We start from the raw sequence: 21,863 nt of genomic DNA, 5'->3' as shown, positions 1-21,863 counted from the left end.
ACGGGATCCCGCCGAGTCGTGGTCACCCGCTTCGAGCGTCGGGCACCCTCGATCCCCGCAGCCCGCATCAGCCGCGCGGTCTGATCCCGCCCGATCCCGATGCCTGCCCGCACCGCGGTCTTCCACATTTTCCGGACCCCGTAGACGCGGTAGTTCACCTCCCAGAGCTCCACGAGCCTGGGGATCATCTCGTCATCGCGGACAGCCCGAGCCGAGGGGGCGCGGGACTTGGCGGCGTAGTAGGTGCTCGGAGCCACCTGCAACACAGTGCAGATGAGCTCGACCCCGAGCCTTCGGCCCTCCACGACGTCGTCTTTGTTCCGGTCGACGAACGCGACTATCTCCGGTGTTGGCGGTCGAGCTCCGCCCCGAAGAAAGACGCGGCACGCTTCAAGATCTCATTGGCCCGGCGAAGCTCACGGACCTCCTGCTCCAACTCGCCAACTCGCGCCGCCTCAGCGGTGCTCACCCCCGGGGAGACGCCGTCATCGACATCGGCCTGCTTCACCCAGCTCCACACCGACTCGACCCCATAGCCGAGCTGCGACGCGACACGCTGCACCGTCCCCTGGGCCGTTCCCAACTCCGACCGCAGGGTCCGAACCATCCGCACCGCGGCGGCCTTCTCCTCCTCCGAGTACCGACGCGTCGTCGGCTTCCCCGGCACCTGTTCCTTCGGCATGACTCCATCCTCGTTTCCAAGACCAGGAGTCTCCAACAAACTCAGTGCGATTCAGGTGACCTTCAAAGGTGGGGCTGTGAGGTCCTGTCGGCGGCAACTGCACGAAGGATCCAGACCATGCCCAAAGACCATCCCAAGGAGTTCCGAGACGTTTGGTCGCTGTCGCCCGTCGTGGCGCGGCCCCATCGCCGAGATTGCCAAGGACTTCTGTATCAGCGAGCCATGCCTACACAACTGGCTCGCCAAGGCCTACGTCGCGCTCGTCGCGGTTCGGGAAGCTGTCGGTCAGCTCCGGCGAAGGCTCGTGACAATGCGCGACAGCCATCAGCATGTCAAGACAGCCTGAGACGCTCGGCGCGCACCTGCGACTCTCTCATCGATCAGGCGGCCGCGATGCCTCGATCTCCCCTGGCGGCTTCGAGGCTGCCGCTGAACGCCTGCTGAAGCTGGCGACCGATGGCCTCTCCGAGCGGAATCGGCACCGCGTTGCCGATCTGCCGAGCGATCTCCTCGCGCGTACCGACCCATTGGTAGTCCTCGGGGAACCCTTGGATCAGGGCCGCCTCGTAGTGAGTGATGGCTCGGTCCTCGGTGGGGTGCAAATAGCGGCCCTTCTCGGGCTTGAAAAATTCGGTACGGATGGTCACCGATGGCTTGTCGAGATACAGGCGTCCCATCACGTCGCCCGTCCCGGTCCGGTGCCTGCGCCAGCAGGGGGCGAGTAACTCGTCGGGCAGGTCGAAACGGTTTCCCTTCTCAGGGATCGAAGCGAACCTCTTGAGAGACAAGTCCGTGTAGAAGCGGCCGAAGTGGAGCTCTCGCGTCGAGAAAGCTCCCGGACGGTCCGCTCCGCGGTACGCGACCGTTCCATCCGGGAGGCCTACGCGGTCAACCGCGTTAGGTATGTGCCGGAAGACCTCGTCGAGCTTGCGGTGATTGTGCTCGTGTGTCTTCGTCGGCATGCCTGGAGCGGGAAGGTCCTTGTGGTGCCCGATGACGATGACGCGCTTACGTGCTTGCACAGCTCCGTAGTCAGCAGCGTTGAGGATGGCGACCTCGATCTTGTAATCCGCGAGCATCCCGGACTCGAGCTCATTCTGGAACACATCCCACTGCGGAGATGTAAGGAACGCGGGCACGTTCTCGAGGACGAAGTAGCGCGGGATCGACCTCTTCACCGCCTCGGCGTATCGGTGCCACAGGAAGTTACGTTCATCGTTGACGTTCTGCTTACCCAGGGTCGAAAATCCTTGGCAGGGGGGTCCGCCGACGACCAGGTCCACCTCGAACGGTTCGACCTCGTCCAACCAGTCCTGGATACTCCCTGCGTACACCGATCCGCCGACTACCCGACCGTCCTCGATGCTCCCGCCATGGTTCAGTGTGTACGTTGCGGCTGCGGACTGATCGAACTCAACCGCACAGACCGCGTCGACCGCCAGACCTGGAGCGAGGCTCAGACCTGTAGTCAGGCCGCCCGCACCGGCAAACAGGTCGAGAATACGAATCTCCCGATCAGGTGTCTCGGGCATCAGAGTGCCGGGCATGCTAGAGAGGTGGGCGACATACAACCTGAGCGTAGCCAACCCCGGACGTCTAGCACCAACGCCGCGCCGAGCACCAGCGCCACGTCGATCGGGCCGCTCACGCACGTACTGCCCACGACCTCCGCCCGAATGGCCAGGCAGCACAGACGGGACACGAAGCCCGAGCTGTTCCTTCGCCGTGAGCTCCACCAGCTGGGACTCAGGTACAGGGTCGATCACCCACTGCCTGGAATGCCGCGACGACGGGCCGACGTGCTGTTCACCCGAGCGAAGGTCGCCGTGTTCGTCGACGGCTGCTTCTGGCACGCGTGTCCGGAACACAAGACGTCACCCGCGAACAACGCCCTGTGGTGGACAGCGAAACTCGCAAGAAACGTCGAACGGGACCGCGAGACCGATGCTCATCTAGTCGCCCTGGGGTGGACAGTCCTCAGGGTTTGGGAGCACGAGGACATGCCGCAGGCTGCGGTGCGTATCCGTGAAGCTGTACGGGCAACGGGACCTCGGTCGGTCGCAGGATCGAGTTGGCCGACCTGTCAAGTAGGCGCTACTGACTCCAGAACGGGCGCGCTGGGGCCGTGCTCGGGTGTCGCCCTTCGCGTTGCACAAGTGTGGGCCACAGAACCCGCCGCCGAAACTCTGCCCCCATCTTCCGCCAAGCCGCTAGCATCGAGGCCAGCCCATCCCCTGGAGTGACATCAATGACGACGCCCGGCGCCCCGATCCGCAAGAAGCTGATCGAGGTCTCGATCCCGCTGGAGGACATCAACGCTGAGTCCGCTCGGGAGAAGTCCATCCGTCACGGCCACCCCTCAACACTGCACCTGTGGTGGGCCCGCCGGCCGCTCGCTGCCGCGAGGGCCGTGCTCTTCGCCCAGCTCGTTGACGACCCCTCCTCGAACCCCGATCTGACAGAAGAACAGCAAAAGGCCGAGCGCGAGCGACTGCACGGGATCATCCGACGCCTGGTCAAGTGGGAGAACATCAACAACGAGACCCTGCTGCGCGAGGCGCACGAGGAGATCCTCAAGTCCACCGTGGGCAACCCCCCTGCGATTCTCGACCCCTTCGCCGGGGGTGGGACCATCCCGCTCGAAGCCCAGCGGCTCGGACTGAAGTCCGAAGCGTCGGACCTCAACCCCGTGGCCGTGCTGATCAACAAGGCGCTGATCGAGATCCCGCCGAAGTTCGCAGGTCGGCCGCCCGTCTTCCCAGGCGCCGCCGAGACGCAACTCAGCGCATGGCCTCGGGCCACCGGTCTCGCTGAGGACGTGCGCCGGTACGGGGCCTGGATGCGGGAGGAGGCCAAGGACCGCATCGGGCACCTCTACCCCGACGCAACCATCGTCGACGAAAAGACGGGAAAGACGTCGACCGCAACAACTATCGCCTGGATCTGGGCGCGCACCGTCACCTGCCCGAACCCGGCCTGCGGCATTGAGATGCCGCTCGTGCGCTCATGGTGGCTGGGCAAGAAGAAGGACAAGGAGGCGTACGTCGTTCCCACCGTCGTCGATGACGCTACTGCTCCGACAGGTAGGCGCGTCGAGTTCTCAATCGGTCACGACAAGGCGAAAGGCCCCACAGGGCCAAGTGATGGCACGATGTCAGGTCGAGCTGGCGGAATCTGCGTGGCTTGTGGCTCATCTGCGCCGAGCGACTACATCAAATCGGAAGGCACGGCCGGAAGGCTGAGGGCGACCCTGATGGCAATGGTCGCTGAGGGGAACCGACGTCGGATCTACGTCGCGCCGAATGACGAGCATCGGAGTGCATCTGCCGTTGACCGCCCCGTAGGGATCCCTCACCAGAAGCTCGGATATGACCCCCGCAACCTCTGGACCCCCGCGTACGGGCTGACGAAGTTCTCTGACCTGTTCACCGACCGGCAGCTCGTAGCCTTGACGACATTGAGTGACCTTGTGCGCGAGGCGCGGCGCAAGGTCCTGGAGGATGCTCTCGCCGCAGGGCTCACCACAGATGCTCGCCTCGCCGGAGGTGGAACGGGCGCCGAGGCCTACGCCGATGCTGTGGCTACCTACCTCGGGCTTGGGCTTGACCGTGTCACCGATCGCCACTCTTCAATCACGACTTGGGATGCCAGCCCGTCCAAGGAGCAGGTGCGAGGCGTATTCGCCCGCCAAGCCATCCCCATGGCCTGGGACTTCTCCGAGGGGAACTTCTTCGCATCGACCAGTGGTGGGATTGGCGACAGCTTCGAGATCTTGGCCAGAGCAGTAGGGCTCCTACCCACTGGCGTCGGCGGAGCCGCCATCCAGGCGGACGCCGCGCAGCGCGAATACGCCGGAGTCGTCGTGTCGACCGATCCACCGTATTACGACAACATCGGCTACTCCGATCTCTCCGACTTCTTCTACGTCTGGTTACGTCGTTCCCTGAGGGACGTTCATCCAGCCCTCTTCGCTTCCATGCTGGTGCCCAAGGCCGAGGAACTCGTCGCGAACCCTTATCGCCATGGGGGGCGGGACGGTGCGGAGAAGTTCTTCGAGGCAGGGTTCGAACACGTCTTCGCCCAGGCACGCAAGGAGGCCTCGGAAGACTTCCCAATCACTGTCTTCTACGCGTTCAAGCAGTCCGAGCTCGAGCAGGAGGGCATCAGCAGCACCGGGTGGGCCACGATACTCGAGGGGATGATTCGCGAGGGATGGGCCATCACGGCAACGTGGCCGGTGCGCACGGAAATGCGCAACCGGATGATCGCATCGGGTACCAATGCGCTGGCCTCCTCTATCGTGTTGGTACTTCGGCCCCGCCATGCGACCGCAGGGCAGACCACGCGCCGAGGATTCCTCACGGCACTGAAGCGTGAACTACCTGGGGCGCTGGAGCGGATGCGCGAGGGCGCAATCGCTCCGGTGGACCTCGCGCAGGCCACCATCGGCCCAGGCATGGCGGTGTTCTCGCGTTATCAGCGCGTCATCGAGAACGATGGCTCCGATATGTCAGTCAAGACCGCCCTCGCGCTGATCAATCAGGTGCTCGACGAGGTCCTAGCCGAGGAGGAGGGTGACCTCGACTCGGACACCCGGTTCTGCCTGAAGTGGTACGAGCAGTACGGGTGGGCGAAGGCTGCGTTCGGAGACGCCGATGTGCTTGCGCGGGCATACAACACATCTGTGCGCGGTCTCGCGGACGCTGGCGTGCTCACGCAGAGTGAGGGTGTCGTCCAGCTCGTTCGTCCGCATGATCTGCCGGTGACGTGGAACCCCGTCACCGACCACCGCATCTCGGTCTGGGAGGTGGCCCTCCAGCTGGCGCGGGTGTTGTCCGCGGAGGATGGTGGGCTCCAGGCGGCCGCGAAGCTGATGGCTGCGGCCGGGTCTCGGTCAGAGGTGGACGTCGAGTCCGTCCAGCGGCTCGCCTATCGCCTGTACGAGATGACGCAGAAGTCGCGCCCTGACGACGCGCGGTTGTTCAACCTGCTCGGTGGTTCGTGGTCGGATCTGACCGAGGCCGCCGGCCGCGTGCGACTTGGGGCGGCCATCCAAGGTAGTTTCGACTTCGGGGGCGATGAGTGATGGCGACCAGCAACATCGAGGCGGTGCGCAGCGCGCTGCAGTCGCTGTCGGGAGTGCTTGATCCTTACATCGAGCGGGTCACCGCGCAGCTCGTGCCCGCGGGTCAGGACTGGACCATGCTCTTGGCGGCTAAGGATGCCGAGAGGGGCATCCGCGGCAAGGAGTACTCCCGCACCGATCCGCAGGACCAGTTCCGAATGATCACCGAGCCGATCGGCTCGCTCGGCTACATCTTCAACGATCACCTGTCCCGTGGAGAGCAGGGTTTCGTCGGGGAGTTGCGCAACGTGCGCAACGACGTCGCGCACTTCAGGCCCTTCCCCCCTGATGACGCCGTACGCGCACTGGACACCATCGAGCGGGTCATGCGTGCGATCGGCGCAGTCCGCGAGGCGGATGCAGTGCGAACGTCACGGCAGGACATCCTTCGGGGGAGCTTCGAGCAGCAGACTCGAAAAGCAGTGCGCGCAGCCACTGCACTCCCCGGCACGGCGGACGCCGAGCTGCCGGCATGGCGGGAGGTGCTCAAGCCGCATCCGGACGTGGCTTCGGGGCGTTACAGCAATGCCGAGTTCGCCGCGGACCTTTACTCGGTGGCGGTGCAGGGCAACGCGGCCAGGGAATACCAAGACCCGGTCGAGTTCTTCCGCCGCACCTACCTCACCGACGGATTGAAAGAGTTGCTCCGTCGAGCCGTGGACCGGATCGCAGGCTCGGGGTCGGCCAACCCGGTGATCAACCTGCAGACCACGTTCGGTGGCGGCAAGACCCACTCGATGCTCGCGGTGTGGCACCTGTTCTCGGGCCGCCCGCTGCACGAGTTCCCGCAGAGCGTGCAGGACCTGCTGGCCGGCGAGCACGCCGACGTCCTGGGCCGTCGGGTTCGCAAGGCCGCGCTCGTCGGCAACGAGATCCCGCCGTCGACACCATCTCGGAAGCCGGACGGCACCGTGGTGCAAACGCTGTGGGGCGAGCTGGCCTGGCAGCTCGGCGGCGCGGAGGGCTACGCGATCGTCGCGGACGCCGACCGCACCGGCACGAACCCTGGCAACCTGATGCGCGAGCTGTTCACGAAGTTCGGCCCGGCCGTCGTCCTGATCGACGAGTGGGTCGCCTACGCTCGTCAGCTCCCCGACGCACCCGACTCGAAGCGCCCCGTGCCCGGTGGGCTGTTCGAGACCCAGTTCACGTTCGCCCAGTCCCTGACCCTGGCCGCGGAGAATGTGCCCGGCACCCTGGTGTTGGTCTCCGTGCCGGCCAGTGAGGGCCGGCCCATGAAGACCGACGAGGTCGATCTGGAGCGCGGGGCCGCGAAGGCGAGCGATCTGGAGGTCGGTGGACAGCGTGGTCGCGACGCTTTGCACCGCCTGGATTACGTCATCCGCCGCGTGGCCTATCAGTGGAGCCCGGCGACGCGGGCCGAGTCGTATGAGATCGTGCGCCAGCGGTTGTTCGTTGAGCCGGACGCGAAGGCGATCGCGACCATCGCTGCGGCTGCGCGGCGGTTCACCGAGTACTACCGGATGCACCCGAAGGAGTTCCCTACAGGTGTCGGGCAGTTCGAGTACGAGTCGCGGATCAAGGCGGCCTACCCGATTCATCCCGAGCTGCTGGATCGGCTGTACTCCGACTGGTCGACCCTCGAGAAGTTCCAGCGCACGCGTGGCGTGCTGCGTCTGATGAGCCATGTGGTTCATCAGCTCTATGAGCGCCACGACCCCTCGCCGTTGATCATGGCCGGCTCGATCCCGCTGGACGCTCAGCCTGTGCGCAGCGAGATCGTGCAGTATCTCGACAACGCCTGGGACGCGATCATCCAGTCCGAGATCGACGGGGACAACTCCGTCGCCCGCACTGTGGACCAGGAACGGCCTGCGCTGGGCGACCGCTCGCTCGCATTGCGGACCGCTCGGGCGATCTTCGTCGAGGCCACACCGACGCTCGAAGCCGCGCTCAAGGGAAAGGAGCGCAAGAGCATCGCGCTCGGGGTGGCCATGCCGGGGGACGTCCTGGGCAACATCGGTTCGGCACTCGACGGTCTGCAGGAGAAGTCCTCCCATTACTACTCCGAGGACGGGCGGTTCTGGTACGACACTCAGCCGTCCCTGAACCGGCTCGCAGCCGAACGCGCAGCTCAGTTGTCGCTCGATGCGGTGCACGGGGAGGTGGCGGGTCGACTCAAGCGCGTGTTCAAGGGCTCGACGGACGTCATCGCGGACGTCGTGCACCCTGAGACGTCCTCCGACGTGGACGAGGCCGACTACCTGCGCTTGGTGGTCGTGCCACCCCAATACGTCCACAACGGCAAGGACAAGGACTCCAGCGCGTCGAAGTGGGTCCACGATCTGCTCCGGCAGCGCGGCAATGCCCCCCGCTCGAACGTCAACACCATCGTCGCCGTGGCCGCCGACGAGAAGCAGTGGGGCACCTTGGAGTCTGCCGTGCGCTCTTACCTTGCCTGGAGTTCGATCTTCGACGAGACGACGCGCCTGGACCTGACGCAGTCGGCCGCAACGCAGGCCCAGACCATGCTCGAGTCGGCGAATCGCACGGTCGATGATCGCCTCGCGCACACGTGGATCTGGGGCTTGCACGCTGTGCAGGACGACCCCCAGGCCCCCTTCGTCGTCGGGCAAGTCCGCGCCGACGGGCAGGAGAAGAACCTCACCAAGCGCATCGGAGCGAAGCTGGCATCGTCCGACATCGCACACTCGTACGTAGCCGATCGGGTTGTCCGTCTCGACGTGGAGGAGTTCCTGCGCGCGCGGTGGACGCGGGGGTTTATTAGCTTCTCGGAGTTGTGGGCCTACTACACGCGCTATCCGTACCTGCACCGACTGCGGGACAAGTCGGTGCTCATCCGGGCCCTGGAGGAGTCGCTCTTCGACGTCGCGTTCCTCGACACAGGCTTCGCCCTCGCGACAGGCTTCGACTCCACCACCGGCGACTTCTTCGGACTGGCCGTCCCATTGGAGGAGACCGAGTTCGGACCCTTCGACGACAAGACGCTCGTAGTGCGCCCCGACCTCGCGGTTGCTCAGCGGAAACGCGATCAGGAGAAACGCCTGCCGCCGCCGGGACCGGTGGACCCCGGCCCCGTACCGCCACCGCAGCCTGGTCCGACACCGCAGCCTCCCCCTCCCAAGGTGGCCAACGCAACTTTCACCCTCAGGCACGTGGTCGACCCTTCAGGAGACATGTCCGTTGACCTCCAGACCATCACCCAGGAAATCCTTGCGCTCTTACGCGGCGCGGACCCGGACGTGCTGGACATCACCCTGAGCGTCGAGGCGCAGAAGGCCGACGGCTTCGACCCCAACACGGTGCGGGCCGTCAGGCAGAACTCTGAGGATCTCGGGGTTGTCAGCAGCCGATTCGGGGACCTGTAGTGGGTGCTGACCCCGTACCTCAGCCGATCGCGTCCAGGGTCGTTCCCCCTGACCCGTCGATCACGTCGGCCATCGGGCGGCACCACACGCTTGAATCGGCCGTCGCGGACCTTGTGGACAACAGCATCGACTTCGGCGCGTCGCACGTGCTGGTGCGGTTCCTGATGGAAGGGTCACGGCCGGTCGGGCTGCAGGTCATCGACGACGCGTCGGGGATGGATTCCGCCGGAATCGACGACGCCATGACCTACGCCAAAAGGCGGCAGTACCAAGGTCGCGACCTCGGTCACTTCGGCATCGGCCTCAAGGCGGCATCGTTGAGCCAGGCCAGGACTCTGCTGGTGTGGTCCAAGAGGTACGGATCACCTCCCGTTGGTCGTCGTCTGCGCCGAGAGACCATCGACACAGGTCCCGTTGTGGAGGAGTTCTCCACCGCAGATGCGGCTGACCACTTCGCCAAGGTTCACGTCGACTTCCCCATGGAGACCGGGACCATCGTCGAGTGGCAGGACGTTCAGACGTTCCTGACATCTTCCAACCAGACCGAGCAAACGGCGTGGGTCCAGCGGACAACCCAGAAGCTGATCGATCACCTCGGGCTGGTTCTTCACCGCATCCTGGAGCGGGGGCAGTTGTCGTTGAGGATCGAGAACTACGACGTCTGGCTGGACTTTCCCGGTGCCGCTCGGACCGTCACGGCGATCGATCCCTTCGGGTATCGCGGTATCGCGCGTCCCGGGTTCCCCAAGGATCTGCCCGTCGTAGTCGGTGATGCCTCGGGGACTGCCCGCCTCCACGTGTGGCCGCCCCGGGACCGTGGGCCCGGCTTCGTGCAGGGCGGCCGATCAGAAGTCGAGTCCCAAGGACTGTACATCTACCGCAACGACAGGCTCCTGCAAGCAGGGGGGTGGAACGAACTGGCGTCCCCGAGCGTCGACCTCGCGTTCGCCCGGGTGGAGCTCGACCTCACTGTCGAGCTGGAGAACCACGTCACCATCAATCCGGAGAAGGTAGGTACCACCTTCGACGACGAGCTGCGCAGCGCACTCGTTCACGCCCGCAGCGCGGACGGCACGACACTGGCCACCTACCGTGCGGCCGTCAAGCAAGAGACGAAGATATCCAGGCAGCGGTCGGCCACCCCGATCGAGGCTCCGCTCCCCGGTAACGGCCTTCCGAAGCTCGTCAAGGACGCGTTCGGTGACCACACCCAGCCCAACGACGTCTTCCCGATCGACGTCAAGTGGCGGGTGCTCCCCGAGTCGAAGGTCTACAGGATCGACGTCGAGGACCACTGCCTCGTGCTCAACGCGAAGTTCCGTGAGGCCGTCGTCGGACACCGGAGCCTGGACATCGACGACGCCCCTCTCGTCAAGAGCCTGCTGTTGTTACTGCTCGAAGACCACTTCGTGGGTACTGGCAGCGGTGCCAAGAAGAAGCGGGAGGACGCCGCCTGGCAGGCCATCCTTCTGTCTGCGATCAAGGCGCAGCCAGCGCGTGCACAAGGAGAGTGACCGTCATGACCACGGACCAACTGAGCCCGGACACTTTGGAGAGGTACTTCCGCAGCGGGACGGTCACCGTCCACCACGTCAACGACTCTCCCGAGGTGGACATCACCATCGACAGCCCCGGCCAGAAGATCTCTGTGCTCACGCCACGCGTGGGCATGGTGCTCGACTCGGCTTCGCTGCGTCGTGTCACCACTGGCGTCGACGTCCGGAACGGTCAAGAGTGGGCGCGCTTCACGCTGGACGCGCGCGGCATGTACGCCGAGGCCTACGGGTTGGTGATCTCCGTGGTCCAGGCGATGCGTGGTGGCGCGACGTTCGCCGCGGCGACGTCCGCCGCGATGACGAACATGAAAGCACTCCTGGCCGCCAAACCGCGCATCTCCGAGGAGAAGCAGATCGGCCTGGTCGGAGAACTGCTTCTATTTCGCGCACTCCTCGACACCTTCGACGAGTACACAGTGATCGATTGGTGGCTCGGACCGCTCGCAGAGGAGCACGACTACGCGTTCCCGGCCTTCGACGCCGAGGTCAAGACAACGCTGGCGGAGTCGCGGACGCACGTGATCCACGGTGCCGGCCAGCTGGAAACCAGCCCCGGCCGCTCCCTGTGGCTGGTGTCCATCCAGATCACCCGCGCCGGCGGCAACCCCGACGGTGTCGGACTTCCCGGACTGATCCACGAGATCCGCGAGCGCCTGACCGGGACGCGTGATCGTTTCGTGAGCAGCCTCTCCGCTGAAGGCTGGGATGACGACGACGCGGCGATGTACCCCACTGCGTACGTCCTTCGCACGACACCTGCGGCCTACCTCGTGGACGACGACTTCCCGGCGGTGACCCGAGAGCGTCTGCGCTCGGTCGTGCCGCACAGCGACCTCGTCAGTGACGTGACCTACCGTGTGAACGTGTCTGGGCGGACTGCCGGCTCACCCGGCCAGCCGCTCGACACCTTCGTTGCCATTCCCTCGGCCCAGGAGGCCTGACGTGACCGATCCATACTCCGATGCAGTCGTCGCCACAGTGCGAAGCATGACCAAGGCCAGCCCCAAGCCGATGCTCAAGCGCGTCCAGTTCGAGCTCGACGACGCTGGCGTCACAGAGGAGTTCAACGAGTCGGACCTGGTCGCAAAGCTCACCTCGGCGGACGTCAACGAACCCGCCCGGTACGAGTTCCATATTCAGCTCACCAAGTGGGACTCCGCGAAAGATCCGTCCTGGTCAACGGACTCTGCGCCGAACACCGGCGACCGCCGGAAGGCAATCCTGGACGCCCTCGGGTTCTCCCCGGAGTCGCATGAAGCGATCGACCACGCCTTCCCAGTCAACTTGACCGGTGCCGTGGTGATCTCGGGCAAGCCCGCCGACTGGGACCCTTGGTACACGAGCGACGTGGTGGCCAAGAGATCCTTCTATTGGGACGGTTACCGGGGCGTCCTCGAAGGGAAGGGCTGGAGCGCCAACGCCGTTGGCGAGCTAGACCGCACCACCGACGAAGTGGTCAAGCGCCTGGCCAACCCCACGAGAAGCGACCCGTACCAGTCCAAAGGTCTGGTCGTCGGCCACGTCCAGTCCGGGAAGACCGCCAACTTCACCGGTGTGATCGCCAAGGCGATCGACGCTGGCTACAAGCTCGTCATCGTCCTCACCGGCACGATCGAGCTGCTGCGCGGACAGACACAGCGCCGTCTGGACATGGAACTCATCGGAGAGGAGAACATCCTCGGCGGGGTTGCCCGCGACAACCACGACCTCATCGCGACGGTCGACTACATCGGAGACGGCGACGTCGACTGGCAGGAGGGCAGGTTCGTCTCCTACGGGAAGGACCCCAAGGAGCTCGGGTTCCCTGGCATCCGTCGGCTGACCGGTTCCAAGGAGGATTACAAGCTTCTCAAGGCTGGCCTCGGGTACCTCGACTTCCGGCAAACAGATCACCTCGTCGACCCGGCGCGGCCGCTTTACCACGAGCAGAACATCCACACGCCCGACATTCGCATCGCCGTCGTCAAGAAGAACTCCGCTGTGCTCAAGAAGCTCGTGCGGGACCTGCAGTCGACCAAGACCGATCTGGGGGAGATCCCGGCGCTGATCATCGACGACGAGGCAGACCAAGCGTCGATCAACACCACCCGTCTGAAGAAGGACGCCGCCGAGGCGAAGGAACGCACCGCGATCAATCGCCTCATCGCCCAGCTGCTCGACGAACTCAAGCGCGCGCAGTACGTCGGCTATACCGCAACCCCCTTTGCCAACGTGTTCGTCGACCCCGACGACGCCCAGGACATCTTCCCCAAGGACTTCATAGTGAGTCTCGACCCGCCCGACGACTACATGGGCGGTCGCGACTTCCACGACCTCGACCGCTCGGCAGAGGACGAGGATGACAAGGACGGGTCCGTAGCACTGACGGTCGCGAACTCCAACGAGAAGGCATTCGTCCGGTCTCTTGTCGCGTCCCCGGACGACTTCGCAGGTCGGGACAAGGAGGTGCTCGCCGCGCTCGACGCCTACGTCCTGTCCGGCGCCCTCAAGCTGTTCCGCGCGGCGACGCTCGGCAGTCCGAAGCTCTTTCGCCACCACACGATGCTGGTGCACGAGTCCGTGAAGACCGCAGAGCATGAGGCCCTTGCCGCAGATATACGACGAGTCTGGAACTCCGCAGGCTACGACCTGCCAGCGGGACTCAAGCGGCTGAACGATTTGTGGACCGACGACTTCCATCCGGTCTCCGAGGCCCGAGCGCCGGAGGCTCCGACCGTCGTCAACTTCCACGCCCTGCGTGATTACATCGGGCACGCAGTCGACAAGATTCAGCAGGGCGTCAACCCCGTCGTCATCGTCAACGGCGTGGCCGAGAAGGACTATCTCCAGGCTGACATCAACTTCCAGGCCGGCGACGTGTGGAAGATCCTCGTCGGCGGCGCCAAGCTCTCCCGCGGGTTCACCGTCGAGGGTCTGACGATCTCGTACTACACACGCCGAACCATCGCCGCCGACACCCTCATGCAGATGGGCCGCTGGTTCGGCTACCGTCCGCGCTACCGCGACCTCGTCCGGCTCTACATTGGACGCAACGTACCGGCCCCCAGGAAAGCAGTGATCGACCTGCACAAGTCGTTCGAGGCCATCGTCCGCGACGAGGAGGATTTCCGCGACGAGTTGAGGAAGTTCCAAGGCTTCGAGGAGGACGGACGCCCCCGAGTCCGACCGATGGACGTGCCTCCGCTCGTCTACCAGAGCCTTCCCTACCTCAAGCCGACCAGCACCAACAAGATGTACAACGCGGAGCTGACCGAGCAGGGCGAAGGCGGGAAGGTCGTCGACTTCAACCAGCAAGGCGAACACGACGACGCCGTCAACAAGAAGCACTTCGGTGCCGTGCAGCCGCTGCTCGATGCCGCCACCGCCGTCGGCGACTTCTTCTACATCAACGAAGCGGGCGCCCCCAAGCCTTGGCGCGCTCGTTACGGGGTTGTGGACGCCGACGGCCTTATCGACGTCATCAGCCAGTTCAGGTGGGCGAACAACTTCAAGGTTGCTCCCTACATCGCATTCATGCACAAGGCCATCGCCGAAGGAAGTCTCAAGGACTGGGCGGTCATCGTTCCGGAGATCGACTCGCTGCCAACGCGAGTAGTCGAAGGCCGCAATCTGAAGCTCATGCGCCGTTACCGGCGCTCAGATCGCCCCTGGCAGTTCTCCGGCTCATCGACCCGTCAGCGCGACGCTCTGCTGGCCGTCTCCAGCGGCATCGACGCCGAGACGATCGACACAGACGGCTATGTCGCCTCCGCCCTCGATCTGCCGGAGTATGCGCACGTCAAGGCGCTGAAGGTGCCGACACGTGGGGCGTTCCTCCTGACCTTCGCGGGTGACAGCACCTCGGCACGATTCCACGACGCCAAAGGCGTCACTGACCCCAAAATGCTGCCTCATCCAACGAACCCGAAAGACGTCGCGACTCTATTCTCGTACGCGCTCCCGCTCGCCTCTGCGCCGGCCGGTCGAATCGCCTTCACAGTGCGCCGCCCCGACCGACCTGACGATCCCATCGTGGAAGCCCTAGACCATCCATGAAAATAGCCTCACCTACTCCGGCGGTGGCTGGGCTGAAGATAGGGGGCCGTTCCGCACGTAGGCGTAACTCAGGGAAGCGCGCGGCGCCCGGGCCTGAGTTTCTCTGCCAGCCGATCAGCGATGACGGTCCAGTCGTAGGGAGATGGAACGCCGGGCAGGGCAGTTGTGTCTAGAGCCATCAGGTCGATCAGCGCCTCGTGCACGAGGTCCGGGTCTGAATCAGGGCGGGTGCCCCAAGCGATGGTTTCCCAGTAGTCCGAGCACGCGTTCCTGAGCTGACCCTCGGCTGCGGCAATGCGACCCCGGGTGAGGCCGAGGAGTTGGACGAGGATAGTCGTGGCGGAGCCATCGTTCCCTTCGCAGGCGGCTTCGAATTCGCGACGTGCGTCGTCGACCCGACCTTGGGTCAATAACGTTCTGACAAGGATGGAAGTGAGCAGATAGTCCGCATTGAGATCCTGGTACCAAGGCATCCGACCGCCGACTGGGCCTAGGTACCATTGCCGAGTTAGCCGCATAGTTGCGCGGACGAGGGCCTCGGTCAGCTGGGCATCCTCTGGGTCCCACAGCTCCCGCGTCCCCCTTTTTGCCGCCTCCCAGCGCTCGTCCCGGTCTAGCTGGACGTCGAGAGACTCGATCCATCGTTCGAGTTTCCCGAATTCGACCGGCCAATCGGTGTATGCAAGCCTCCACTCCTCCCGGCTCGGTTCGCGCCGCGGGGTTCTCTCATAGGCGTCTCCGTCGTCGTCGGAGTCGAATGACGTCGGCTGCGACGCCGTCCGGGTCGAAGCTGACTCGGGGGACTCGGGACGCCGCCTATCTGGGTTCGGCTGGTGTGGGTTCAGTTTCTCGGCCAGTTCGGTGAGCCATGCCTGCCAGAATTCACTGCGGTCGTCGGGCCAGCCGTATGAGGATCCCCAGGGGCGACGTCGTGGGTCGTCGGCGCCGCCGTCCAGTACAGATATCTCCAGAAAGCTCTCGCTGGGGTGCCCTGACTCTTCGACCCAGATGCGAGTCCCGGCACCCTCTTGCATGAGCCGGATCTCGACCACGGAGCTGCAGGTGACGCCGCTTGGGGACCAATCCCAGACCAGACGTTCTCCAGTCACAGCTTCGAACACCCGCCCCCGCAGGGAGCATCGACCGTACCTCTCAACGGCTGCGCCCTCCCATGCACCGTGGAGACGGATGAGGCCGACGGCTCTCGGGTGACCCTGAAGGTCGCCCTCGATAGCACGCCACACCTCCATGGGCGGGGCCGCAACCGTCCTGCTGAAGCTCAACGGTCGGGTGAGCTGAATCTGCTCGATCCCATCCCAGAGAGGCTTGATCTTGTCGCAAGCCATGCTCAGGTTCAACTTGACACCGACGTCGAGCACCTCGCCGAAATCGGGCGGGATGACACCGAATCGCGCCGATCCCTTACCATCACGGGTGCTGAGCTTCGCCGCTAGGTCTTCGAACCCTGCCATGGAGAACTCAGCCGCCAGGAAGCGCAGGTGGCTCCTGATCTGCGCCGTCAACGTCGATTCCAACCATCCGAGAGCGATGTCTGCAGGGTCAGCGTCGTCGGCCAATGGTAAAAAGGCGCGGGTCGCCTCAAGCAGCATCTCCTGAGCGCGATGATCGTCGGTGCGGTCCTTCTCACGCAGGTACTGCGCCGTGCGCGCCACGAAGGCCGAGAGCACTTGCGCGGAGGGCTCCCAGGGGACGTACTGAAGACGGTCATGCCACCAGGGCACGGTTTCCCACCAGTGCTGATCGCCGCCGAGTGAAGGGGCTGCATATCGCCAGGTGATGGCCGCAGCGGACTCGAACTGACTCAGCGCCCGACGGAGAGGAGACGGTACGCCCTCACAATACGGCGCAGTTGTGGAGTCGAGCTCCCAGGCTGCCTCCGTGATGATCCGCCAGAGGTCCAGAAGCCTGCGGAGGGCCATCATCGTGACGTGTCGCGGTTCGCCGTCGGGGCCGAGCTCGCTCGACTCGCTAAATGCGAGCTCCCTCATCGTTGCGCCTTGCTCAATTAGCTGGCTGGCAGTTGCCGCTGCACCGCTGGATGACGGGCTCGTCTCGGTGGGCGGCAGCGGCTGCCGTGAAGGAAATTGCGCTAGAATCCAGCACCAGTCGGGATCTCTTCGACCTGCGGTCACGAGTCTGTGCAGCTTCTCGTCCTGTTCGAGTCCGTACCATCCTTGTCGGAGGTCCTTGATGAGTCGGGCGAACCACATGGTGATCTGTGCCCAGACCCATGCGGGGGGCTCTCCCGCGGTTCGCTCGGTGCCCGGCATGGCCTCGTCGAGCATTGCGAAATCCCACAGGCTGCGTAAGGCGTAGTCCGCTTCGGCCCTGTCATATATCTGAAGGGACCGCAGCAGCGATTCGACGGCGTCTTCGCGTTGGCCGAGCTTGGCGTACAGGCGTGCCATCGTGATGAAGCGGATCTGGAGTAGCCACCACGGCGCTCCTTTGTCGATGGCTGGGATGACGGCATCTAGCGCGGACTCGTTGCGTCCCTGCTCGAAGAGGCGACGAGTGAGGTCGGGGTCAAACTCCGGCCGAGGGTGAATCCCGTGGTTCCCCGGCGGGACGAAGCAGTCACCGCCGGACTCCCAGTTCTGGATGGCCTCTCTGAGCACGGAATGGAGGTTTCTCAGGAGATCTGGCCACGGGATGGCGCCGGATTCGTTTTGCACTGTTTCCTCAGGGTTGTTGCCGGAGTGGTGTTGAGCGGGAGCGGGGGGCGGCGACTTGACTGCCCTGAGGACGGAGTCCGGTCCATGGAGGACGTGGGTAGCGAGTGTCGCGACATCTCCATCCAGTCGATGCACCGCGTCGACGAGGTTGAAGCCGTGGGGGTCAGGTATCCCACCGAGGTCGGCGACGCAGGCCATCACGGCGATGACGTCGCCGAGCGATGGCATCGTCAGGTGGGCATGGCCCGCTTCGTCGAGGACGAGGATGGGCTGGCCGTCGCGGGTGATCAGCCACAGAGGCTCGTGCCACACCGCTCCCGCTCCCCACGAGGCGCTGGCCAGCTGACTGACGTACCACTGCACTGTCGGGCGCAAGGTGGTGAAGCTGTCGATCAGAGTGAAGGCGGAACCGGGGGCGTTGGCGGACTCGTCACTGTCGTGCACGACCTTCGCCGGCAGAGCCGCGACCCCTTCGCTGTCGAGGAGGTGAGCGATCAGCGAGTAGGTGATGGTCTTGCCGCTCAACTGCTTCCCGCCCGCGGGCCCCCAGTGCTCAGACCAGGCGACCCGTGTGGTCGGATCGTCCTGGTTGACCTCGAGCACCTCGTCCCAGTGCAGAGGCGTCTCTGATGAGGTTCGAGGCGCCCAGGTTGGGCCTAGTTCATCATCGAAATGGAGCGCTGCACCGTGGGGACCATCGTGCACGACCAGGTGGTCGTGGTCGTCGATCGTGATCCAGCTGATATCCAGCCATGGACGCCGGTCGACGATCTCGGACGCCACCCGCCACGCGTGCCTGAGAACTGCTCGCTGTGATGCACCAGCGCCATCGTCGCCAGCAGCCCGCTCAGTCATGCTCGCCCCCCGAGTGCAAATCTAGAGGACGGACAGCAGGTGGCGACACGTTCCGGCCCAAGTCGCAACAAGTGAGATTTCAGGTAAACGGTGGTGGGCAGCAGCTCCCATCATCCATCCGGATGCAGCGGAGTAGCCACCCGACCGAGGGGCGTCTGCGGAAGAACCAGCCCAGGAGTAACGACACGCCCCGCCTGGCGAACAAGATCATCGCGCTCAGGAGATGCTGCTTGAGGCGACCCGCGCCTTTTATGTTGCTGAAGCAATGGGAGCGTTGCGGGCGAGCGATGTCGATCGCGAAGCCTGACGACCGCGTCCCTGCGTTCCCGGTCTCTCCCCCGATATACGTCCATGAACACGTCTAGCGTGACCTTGAGCGTACGTTCCGGGCACGCACCGCTGCATGTCGGGAAGAACGAAGACGGATCGGTGCGCCGAGAGCTTGGGGCACACTCCGCCATTGGGCCGGACGAGCCCAGACGGCAGGTCCGCCGTCAGTCGCTCATTGACAGTGCATCTACGGTGGCGATCGACTCCTGCCGGTAAGTCACCGCCCATCGCTGGTCGGCGATCGGCACCCACGCCGTTCCTCTGGGTCAAGTCGCTTTCGGGGGTAGCTGTCTTCGCCCTAGTCAAGCCCGGGTACCCCTTGGCGTTCTCCCGGCGTATGTGCCAGGGGAGGTATCAGGATGGGGATGTGTGTTCGCGAGGTTCGGGGCAACCTCGTGAAAGGAAACGCGATGAGCGTTCGTTCAGCCCTCAACATCGAATCTCTCTTCCAGGCCTCGGACGAGACTTGGCCAGAATGGACACGCCCGGAAGGCGTGTTGGCTCATTTCACCTGCGCGCAGGATGTTGCATCGTGGCGTGCGACGGTCCCGTGGCAGGAGGACCGAGAGGTCTTTCTCGCCTTGGGGCGCCTCATGCTGGAGCCGGAGTCGCGCGCGCAGGCCACTGCTGCGTTGGTGTTCTTGGTGTTGCCGGCCTGCGAGTCGGTGGTCTCTGCCAGGTCTACGAGGACCCGTGATTTTCGCCATGTGGAGCAGGTGGCCGCTGGGTATGTCTGGAGTGAGGTCGTCCAGTACCCCTGGGACGCCCCGCTGCGTGGCTGGATCCCGCAGGGCGTTGCCCGGCGGGTGGGCCGGGCTTTGGATCGGGAGTTCGGCTGGGGCCGAGCCTCGGAACGTGTCTGGCGGGAACGCGCAGTTGTGGCGCCTGATGTTCTTGATTTCGTCGTGGACCGGCATGCCGGGCAGGTGCCGCTGCAGTCGAGCCAGCTGTACTGGTGGGCGCTCACCGAGGCGAGGTTGCCCAGGGAGGACCTGGACCTGCTTGTGGCGTTGGCTGTCACGGCCGCCGAGCACGGGATCACGGCTAGGTCGAGTGCGGGGATCACTGCCCGGTCGGCGTGTCTCCAGCTGGCACGGCCGGGGGAGTCGGCGGATGTCGTGCAGTCCCGCGCGATCCGGGCCTTGAAGCAGTTGCGTCAGGCTGCTCGTCCTGCTGCGTAGTGCTTTTCGCTGTAGGCCGGGATGGGCGGGGTTCTAAGAGTGAGAGCGCAGCCAGGAGGAACCCATGCCCGATAACCAGACCCAGCAGTTGATTCTCGCCGCTAAGGCGGATGTGGAGGCTTGCGCCCAGCTCGAGTTCTGGGTCGCGAGGCTCCGCGCGGCTCTGGAGGCCCGCCACCGTCTGCTTGACGTCTCGCCAGTCGAGCTGAAGATTGCGTTGGAGTCGAAGCGATGAGCGTTGCGGGGTTGTCGCTGGCCGAGCTCCGCACCGCGTACGTCGGCCAGAGCGTTCCCATCGCCCGGGTGGTCGCGGATCGACACGTGCAGAGTGTCGCCGTTGGTGTTGGCGCGGTGGGGGTGTTGGGCGTATCCGGGGGAGTGGGGACCACGATCGTGGCGCTCGCTGTGGCTGAGGCGCTCTCGGCCTCACGTCTGCTTGAGCTCGCGCCGCCGTATGCCTCCGGCCTAGCCGGTGCCGCCACCAACGAACTCGGCGACCGCGACGGGTGGCGCGTAGGTGTACGCGGGAACCTGGAACTGGCCCGACGCCTGGATGCCGCAGCCGAGCCCCCCCATGTCGATGGCCACGCTGTGCTCGATCTGGGTGCCTGGACCGGGGAGACTCCCCAGCAAGTCGTGGATCGCGTCGTGGTGGTGGCTGCCTGTTCGGTGCCTGCTATCCGCCGGCTCGATGCCTGCCTGCAGGCTATGAACTCGGTGCCGTTGGTGATCCCGGTGATCACCCGGGCGGGCCGGCGGCTGCCCCGCGAGCTGCTCGGCGCGGCAGGTCCTGCGCTGCGGGCTGCCGTCGCCGCCGGGGCGATGCATGTGATGCCCGAATGCCCGCGTCTGTCGCTGACTGGGTTGACGCCCGATCCGCTCCCTCGTTCCTTGCAGCAGTCAGCTGCATGTCTTGCCCTCAGATTGAAGGAAACCTCATGATCACTCTTGTCTTGTTCAAGCTCACCTCAGCAGCTGCCCTGCTAATGCCGATGGCGGACCCTGACGGCGCGCGCGGGAAGGTGTGCCCGGTGGCCCCAGATGGGGCCCAGAACCTCGTTGACCAGTTCCTGGGCTGGTTCAGCTGGGCGCTGGTGTGGATCGCCTTCCCCGCAGGCGTGCTGGCGGCGGTTGCCGCGGTCATCCTGGGCAAGGTGTTCTCAATGCCGCATGTGTCGAAGGGCGGCCTGATCGGGGTGTTCGTCGTGCTGGGGGCTGCGCTGCTGTATCTGGTCATTCCCGGGATCCTGGCCGGATTCCTCGGCGATGGCTGCGTGGCCCGGTGAACCCCACCAGGGAAGCCCGAGCACACGTCACGCTCCTCGCCGCGGTGGTAGGCATCGCGTTGGTGCTGGTCTCCGGGCTCGGGCTAGCGATCCACTTCGCACTCACACCCCCAGCCAGCGGTGAAGAAAACCCAGCTGCAGACGCGCAGCGAATTCAGGTGTCGAAACGTGACCGCATCGCCGCCGCGGCAATGATGAAAACCGACCCAGAGGCCGCCAAGGGTGGCACACCATCCCTGGGGGATGTTCCCACGATCACGATTCCGCACGCCACGTCCAACGGTGCCGAGGGGGTGCCCGCCGGCTACCCCCATACCCCCGAAGGCGCTGCGGGACAGCTCAGCAACATCCTGTGGTCCGTCCTGAGCAGCATGGATCTGGCCCACGCCCGGCGCGTGCAGGCCGCCTGGTTCGAGGACCCACATCCGGCTGACGTGTGGCCGGTGATGGTACTGATCCAGGGGTTCCTCCGCGCCGGCCAACTGACTGATGGTTTGGAGCCGGGGGCCAGCCTGCGGGTGGAGCCGGCGGCGGCGCAGATCAAGGGTTCCGACGGTGCTGACTGGCACGTGGCCTGCGTGCTGGTGGAGATCACCTACACATACCGGGACCAGGCACGGATGGCATACGGGCATTGCGAACGCATGGCCTGGACGGGGCAGCAGTGGGTGATCGCGGCCGGCTCACACCCAGTGCCCGCCCCGTCAACGTGGCCAGGCACCGACCTGGCAGTACAGGCCGGGTGGCGCAGCTGGGTGGAGGGCTGA

13 protein-coding genes and 1 pseudogene are annotated in these 21,863 nt (G+C 65.0%); 11 read left to right on the top strand and 3 right to left on the bottom strand.

The annotated features are described in order from the left end of the window. Nucleotides 1-682: pseudogene (locus tag H5393_RS12500) on the bottom strand (IS3 family transposase); the annotation flags it as partial. Nucleotides 683-1,062: 380 nt separating this feature from the next. Then, nucleotides 1,063-2,214: a DNA cytosine methyltransferase gene (locus H5393_RS12495; protein ID WP_182766934.1), complete on the bottom strand. Its 1,152-nt coding sequence runs from the start codon at nt 2,212-2,214 to the stop codon at nt 1,063-1,065. Nucleotides 2,215-2,358: 144 nt separating this feature from the next. Between H5393_RS12495 and H5393_RS12490 the strand changes: the two genes are divergently transcribed. Genes H5393_RS12490 through H5393_RS12465 form a run of 6 tightly spaced genes read left to right on the top strand, consistent with a single transcriptional unit; the run spans nt 2,359 to nt 14,748 of the window. Beyond that, entirely contained in the window at nt 2,359-2,925 is a 567-nt protein-coding gene (locus tag H5393_RS12490; RefSeq protein ID WP_182766933.1) for a very short patch repair endonuclease, read from the top strand. Between the two features lie 5 nt (nt 2,926-2,930). Then, the gene (locus H5393_RS12485; RefSeq protein ID WP_182766942.1) at nt 2,931-5,768 is read left to right on the top strand and encodes a DUF1156 domain-containing protein; all 2,838 of its coding nucleotides are present in this window, start codon (nt 2,931-2,933) and stop codon (nt 5,766-5,768) included. Then, entirely contained in the window at nt 5,768-9,157 is a 3,390-nt protein-coding gene (locus H5393_RS12480) for a Swt1 family HEPN domain-containing protein (RefSeq protein WP_182766932.1), read from the top strand. The genes H5393_RS12485 and H5393_RS12480 overlap by 1 nt, the downstream gene beginning before the upstream one ends. Next, nucleotides 9,157-10,671 (top strand): ATP-binding protein, encoded by a 1,515-nt coding sequence (locus tag H5393_RS12475; RefSeq protein ID WP_182766931.1) that lies wholly within the window; start codon nt 9,157-9,159, stop codon nt 10,669-10,671. The genes H5393_RS12480 and H5393_RS12475 overlap by 1 nt, the downstream gene beginning before the upstream one ends. Nucleotides 10,672-10,676: 5 nt before the next feature. After that, nucleotides 10,677-11,654: a PD-(D/E)XK motif protein gene (locus tag H5393_RS12470; RefSeq protein WP_182766930.1), complete on the top strand. Its 978-nt coding sequence runs from the start codon at nt 10,677-10,679 to the stop codon at nt 11,652-11,654. Between the two features lie 46 nt (nt 11,655-11,700). Further along, nucleotides 11,701-14,748 (top strand): Z1 domain-containing protein, encoded by a 3,048-nt coding sequence (locus H5393_RS12465; RefSeq protein WP_220488405.1) that lies wholly within the window; start codon nt 11,701-11,703, stop codon nt 14,746-14,748. 68 nt (nt 14,749-14,816) lie between these two features. Here the strand turns inward: H5393_RS12465 and H5393_RS12460 are convergent, their stop codons facing one another. After that, entirely contained in the window at nt 14,817-18,227 is a 3,411-nt protein-coding gene (locus H5393_RS12460) for a hypothetical protein (protein ID WP_220488404.1), read from the bottom strand. An 812-nt stretch (nt 18,228-19,039) separates the two neighbouring features. On the opposite strand from H5393_RS12460, the gene H5393_RS12455 reads away from it, so the two are divergent. The 5 genes from H5393_RS12455 to H5393_RS12435 all read left to right on the top strand — a co-directional run bounded on the left by H5393_RS12455 (nt 19,040) and on the right by H5393_RS12435 (nt 21,863). Further along, nucleotides 19,040-19,810 (top strand): hypothetical protein, encoded by a 771-nt coding sequence (locus tag H5393_RS12455; protein ID WP_182766927.1) that lies wholly within the window; start codon nt 19,040-19,042, stop codon nt 19,808-19,810. 64 nt (nt 19,811-19,874) lie between these two features. Then, the gene (locus H5393_RS12450; protein WP_182766926.1) at nt 19,875-20,045 is read left to right on the top strand and encodes a hypothetical protein; all 171 of its coding nucleotides are present in this window, start codon (nt 19,875-19,877) and stop codon (nt 20,043-20,045) included. Then, nucleotides 20,042-20,752 carry a hypothetical protein gene (locus H5393_RS12445; protein WP_182766925.1) on the top strand — a complete coding sequence of 237 codons (711 nt, stop codon included), beginning with the start codon at nt 20,042-20,044 and terminating at the stop codon, nt 20,750-20,752. Before H5393_RS12450 ends, H5393_RS12445 begins: the two co-directional genes overlap by 4 nt. Continuing rightward, entirely contained in the window at nt 20,749-21,096 is a 348-nt protein-coding gene (locus H5393_RS12440) for a hypothetical protein (protein WP_182766924.1), read from the top strand. The genes H5393_RS12445 and H5393_RS12440 overlap by 4 nt, the downstream gene beginning before the upstream one ends. Before the next feature lie 158 nt (nt 21,097-21,254). Beyond that, complete coding sequence (locus H5393_RS12435; RefSeq protein ID WP_182766923.1) at nt 21,255-21,863, top strand: hypothetical protein; 609 nt, start codon at nt 21,255-21,257, stop codon at nt 21,861-21,863.

It is taken from the genome of Tessaracoccus sp. MC1756 (genome assembly GCF_014164735.1).
GTDB lineage: Bacteria > Actinomycetota > Actinomycetes > Propionibacteriales > Propionibacteriaceae > Arachnia.
The sequence above is the reverse complement of the archived record's forward strand: the minus strand, read 5'-3'. Positions and strand labels throughout refer to the sequence as shown.

Bases quoted from the DNA above. Each gene is read 5' to 3' on its own strand.
- H5393_RS12495 (WP_182766934.1), bottom strand. From the start codon at position 2,214: ATGCCCGAGACACCTGATCGGGAGATTCGTATTCTCGACCTGTTTGCC.
- H5393_RS12490 (WP_182766933.1), top strand. From the start codon at position 2,359: ATGGCCAGGCAGCACAGACGGGACACGAAGCCCGAGCTGTTCCTTCGC.
- H5393_RS12485 (WP_182766942.1), top strand. From the start codon at position 2,931: ATGACGACGCCCGGCGCCCCGATCCGCAAGAAGCTGATCGAGGTCTCG.
- H5393_RS12480 (WP_182766932.1), top strand. From the start codon at position 5,768: ATGGCGACCAGCAACATCGAGGCGGTGCGCAGCGCGCTGCAGTCGCTG.
- H5393_RS12470 (WP_182766930.1), top strand. From the start codon at position 10,677: ATGACCACGGACCAACTGAGCCCGGACACTTTGGAGAGGTACTTCCGC.
- H5393_RS12465 (WP_220488405.1), top strand. From the start codon at position 11,701: ATGACCAAGGCCAGCCCCAAGCCGATGCTCAAGCGCGTCCAGTTCGAG.
- H5393_RS12455 (WP_182766927.1), top strand. From the start codon at position 19,040: ATGAGCGTTCGTTCAGCCCTCAACATCGAATCTCTCTTCCAGGCCTCG.
- H5393_RS12450 (WP_182766926.1), top strand. From the start codon at position 19,875: ATGCCCGATAACCAGACCCAGCAGTTGATTCTCGCCGCTAAGGCGGAT.
- H5393_RS12445 (WP_182766925.1), top strand. From the start codon at position 20,042: ATGAGCGTTGCGGGGTTGTCGCTGGCCGAGCTCCGCACCGCGTACGTC.
- H5393_RS12440 (WP_182766924.1), top strand. From the start codon at position 20,749: ATGATCACTCTTGTCTTGTTCAAGCTCACCTCAGCAGCTGCCCTGCTA.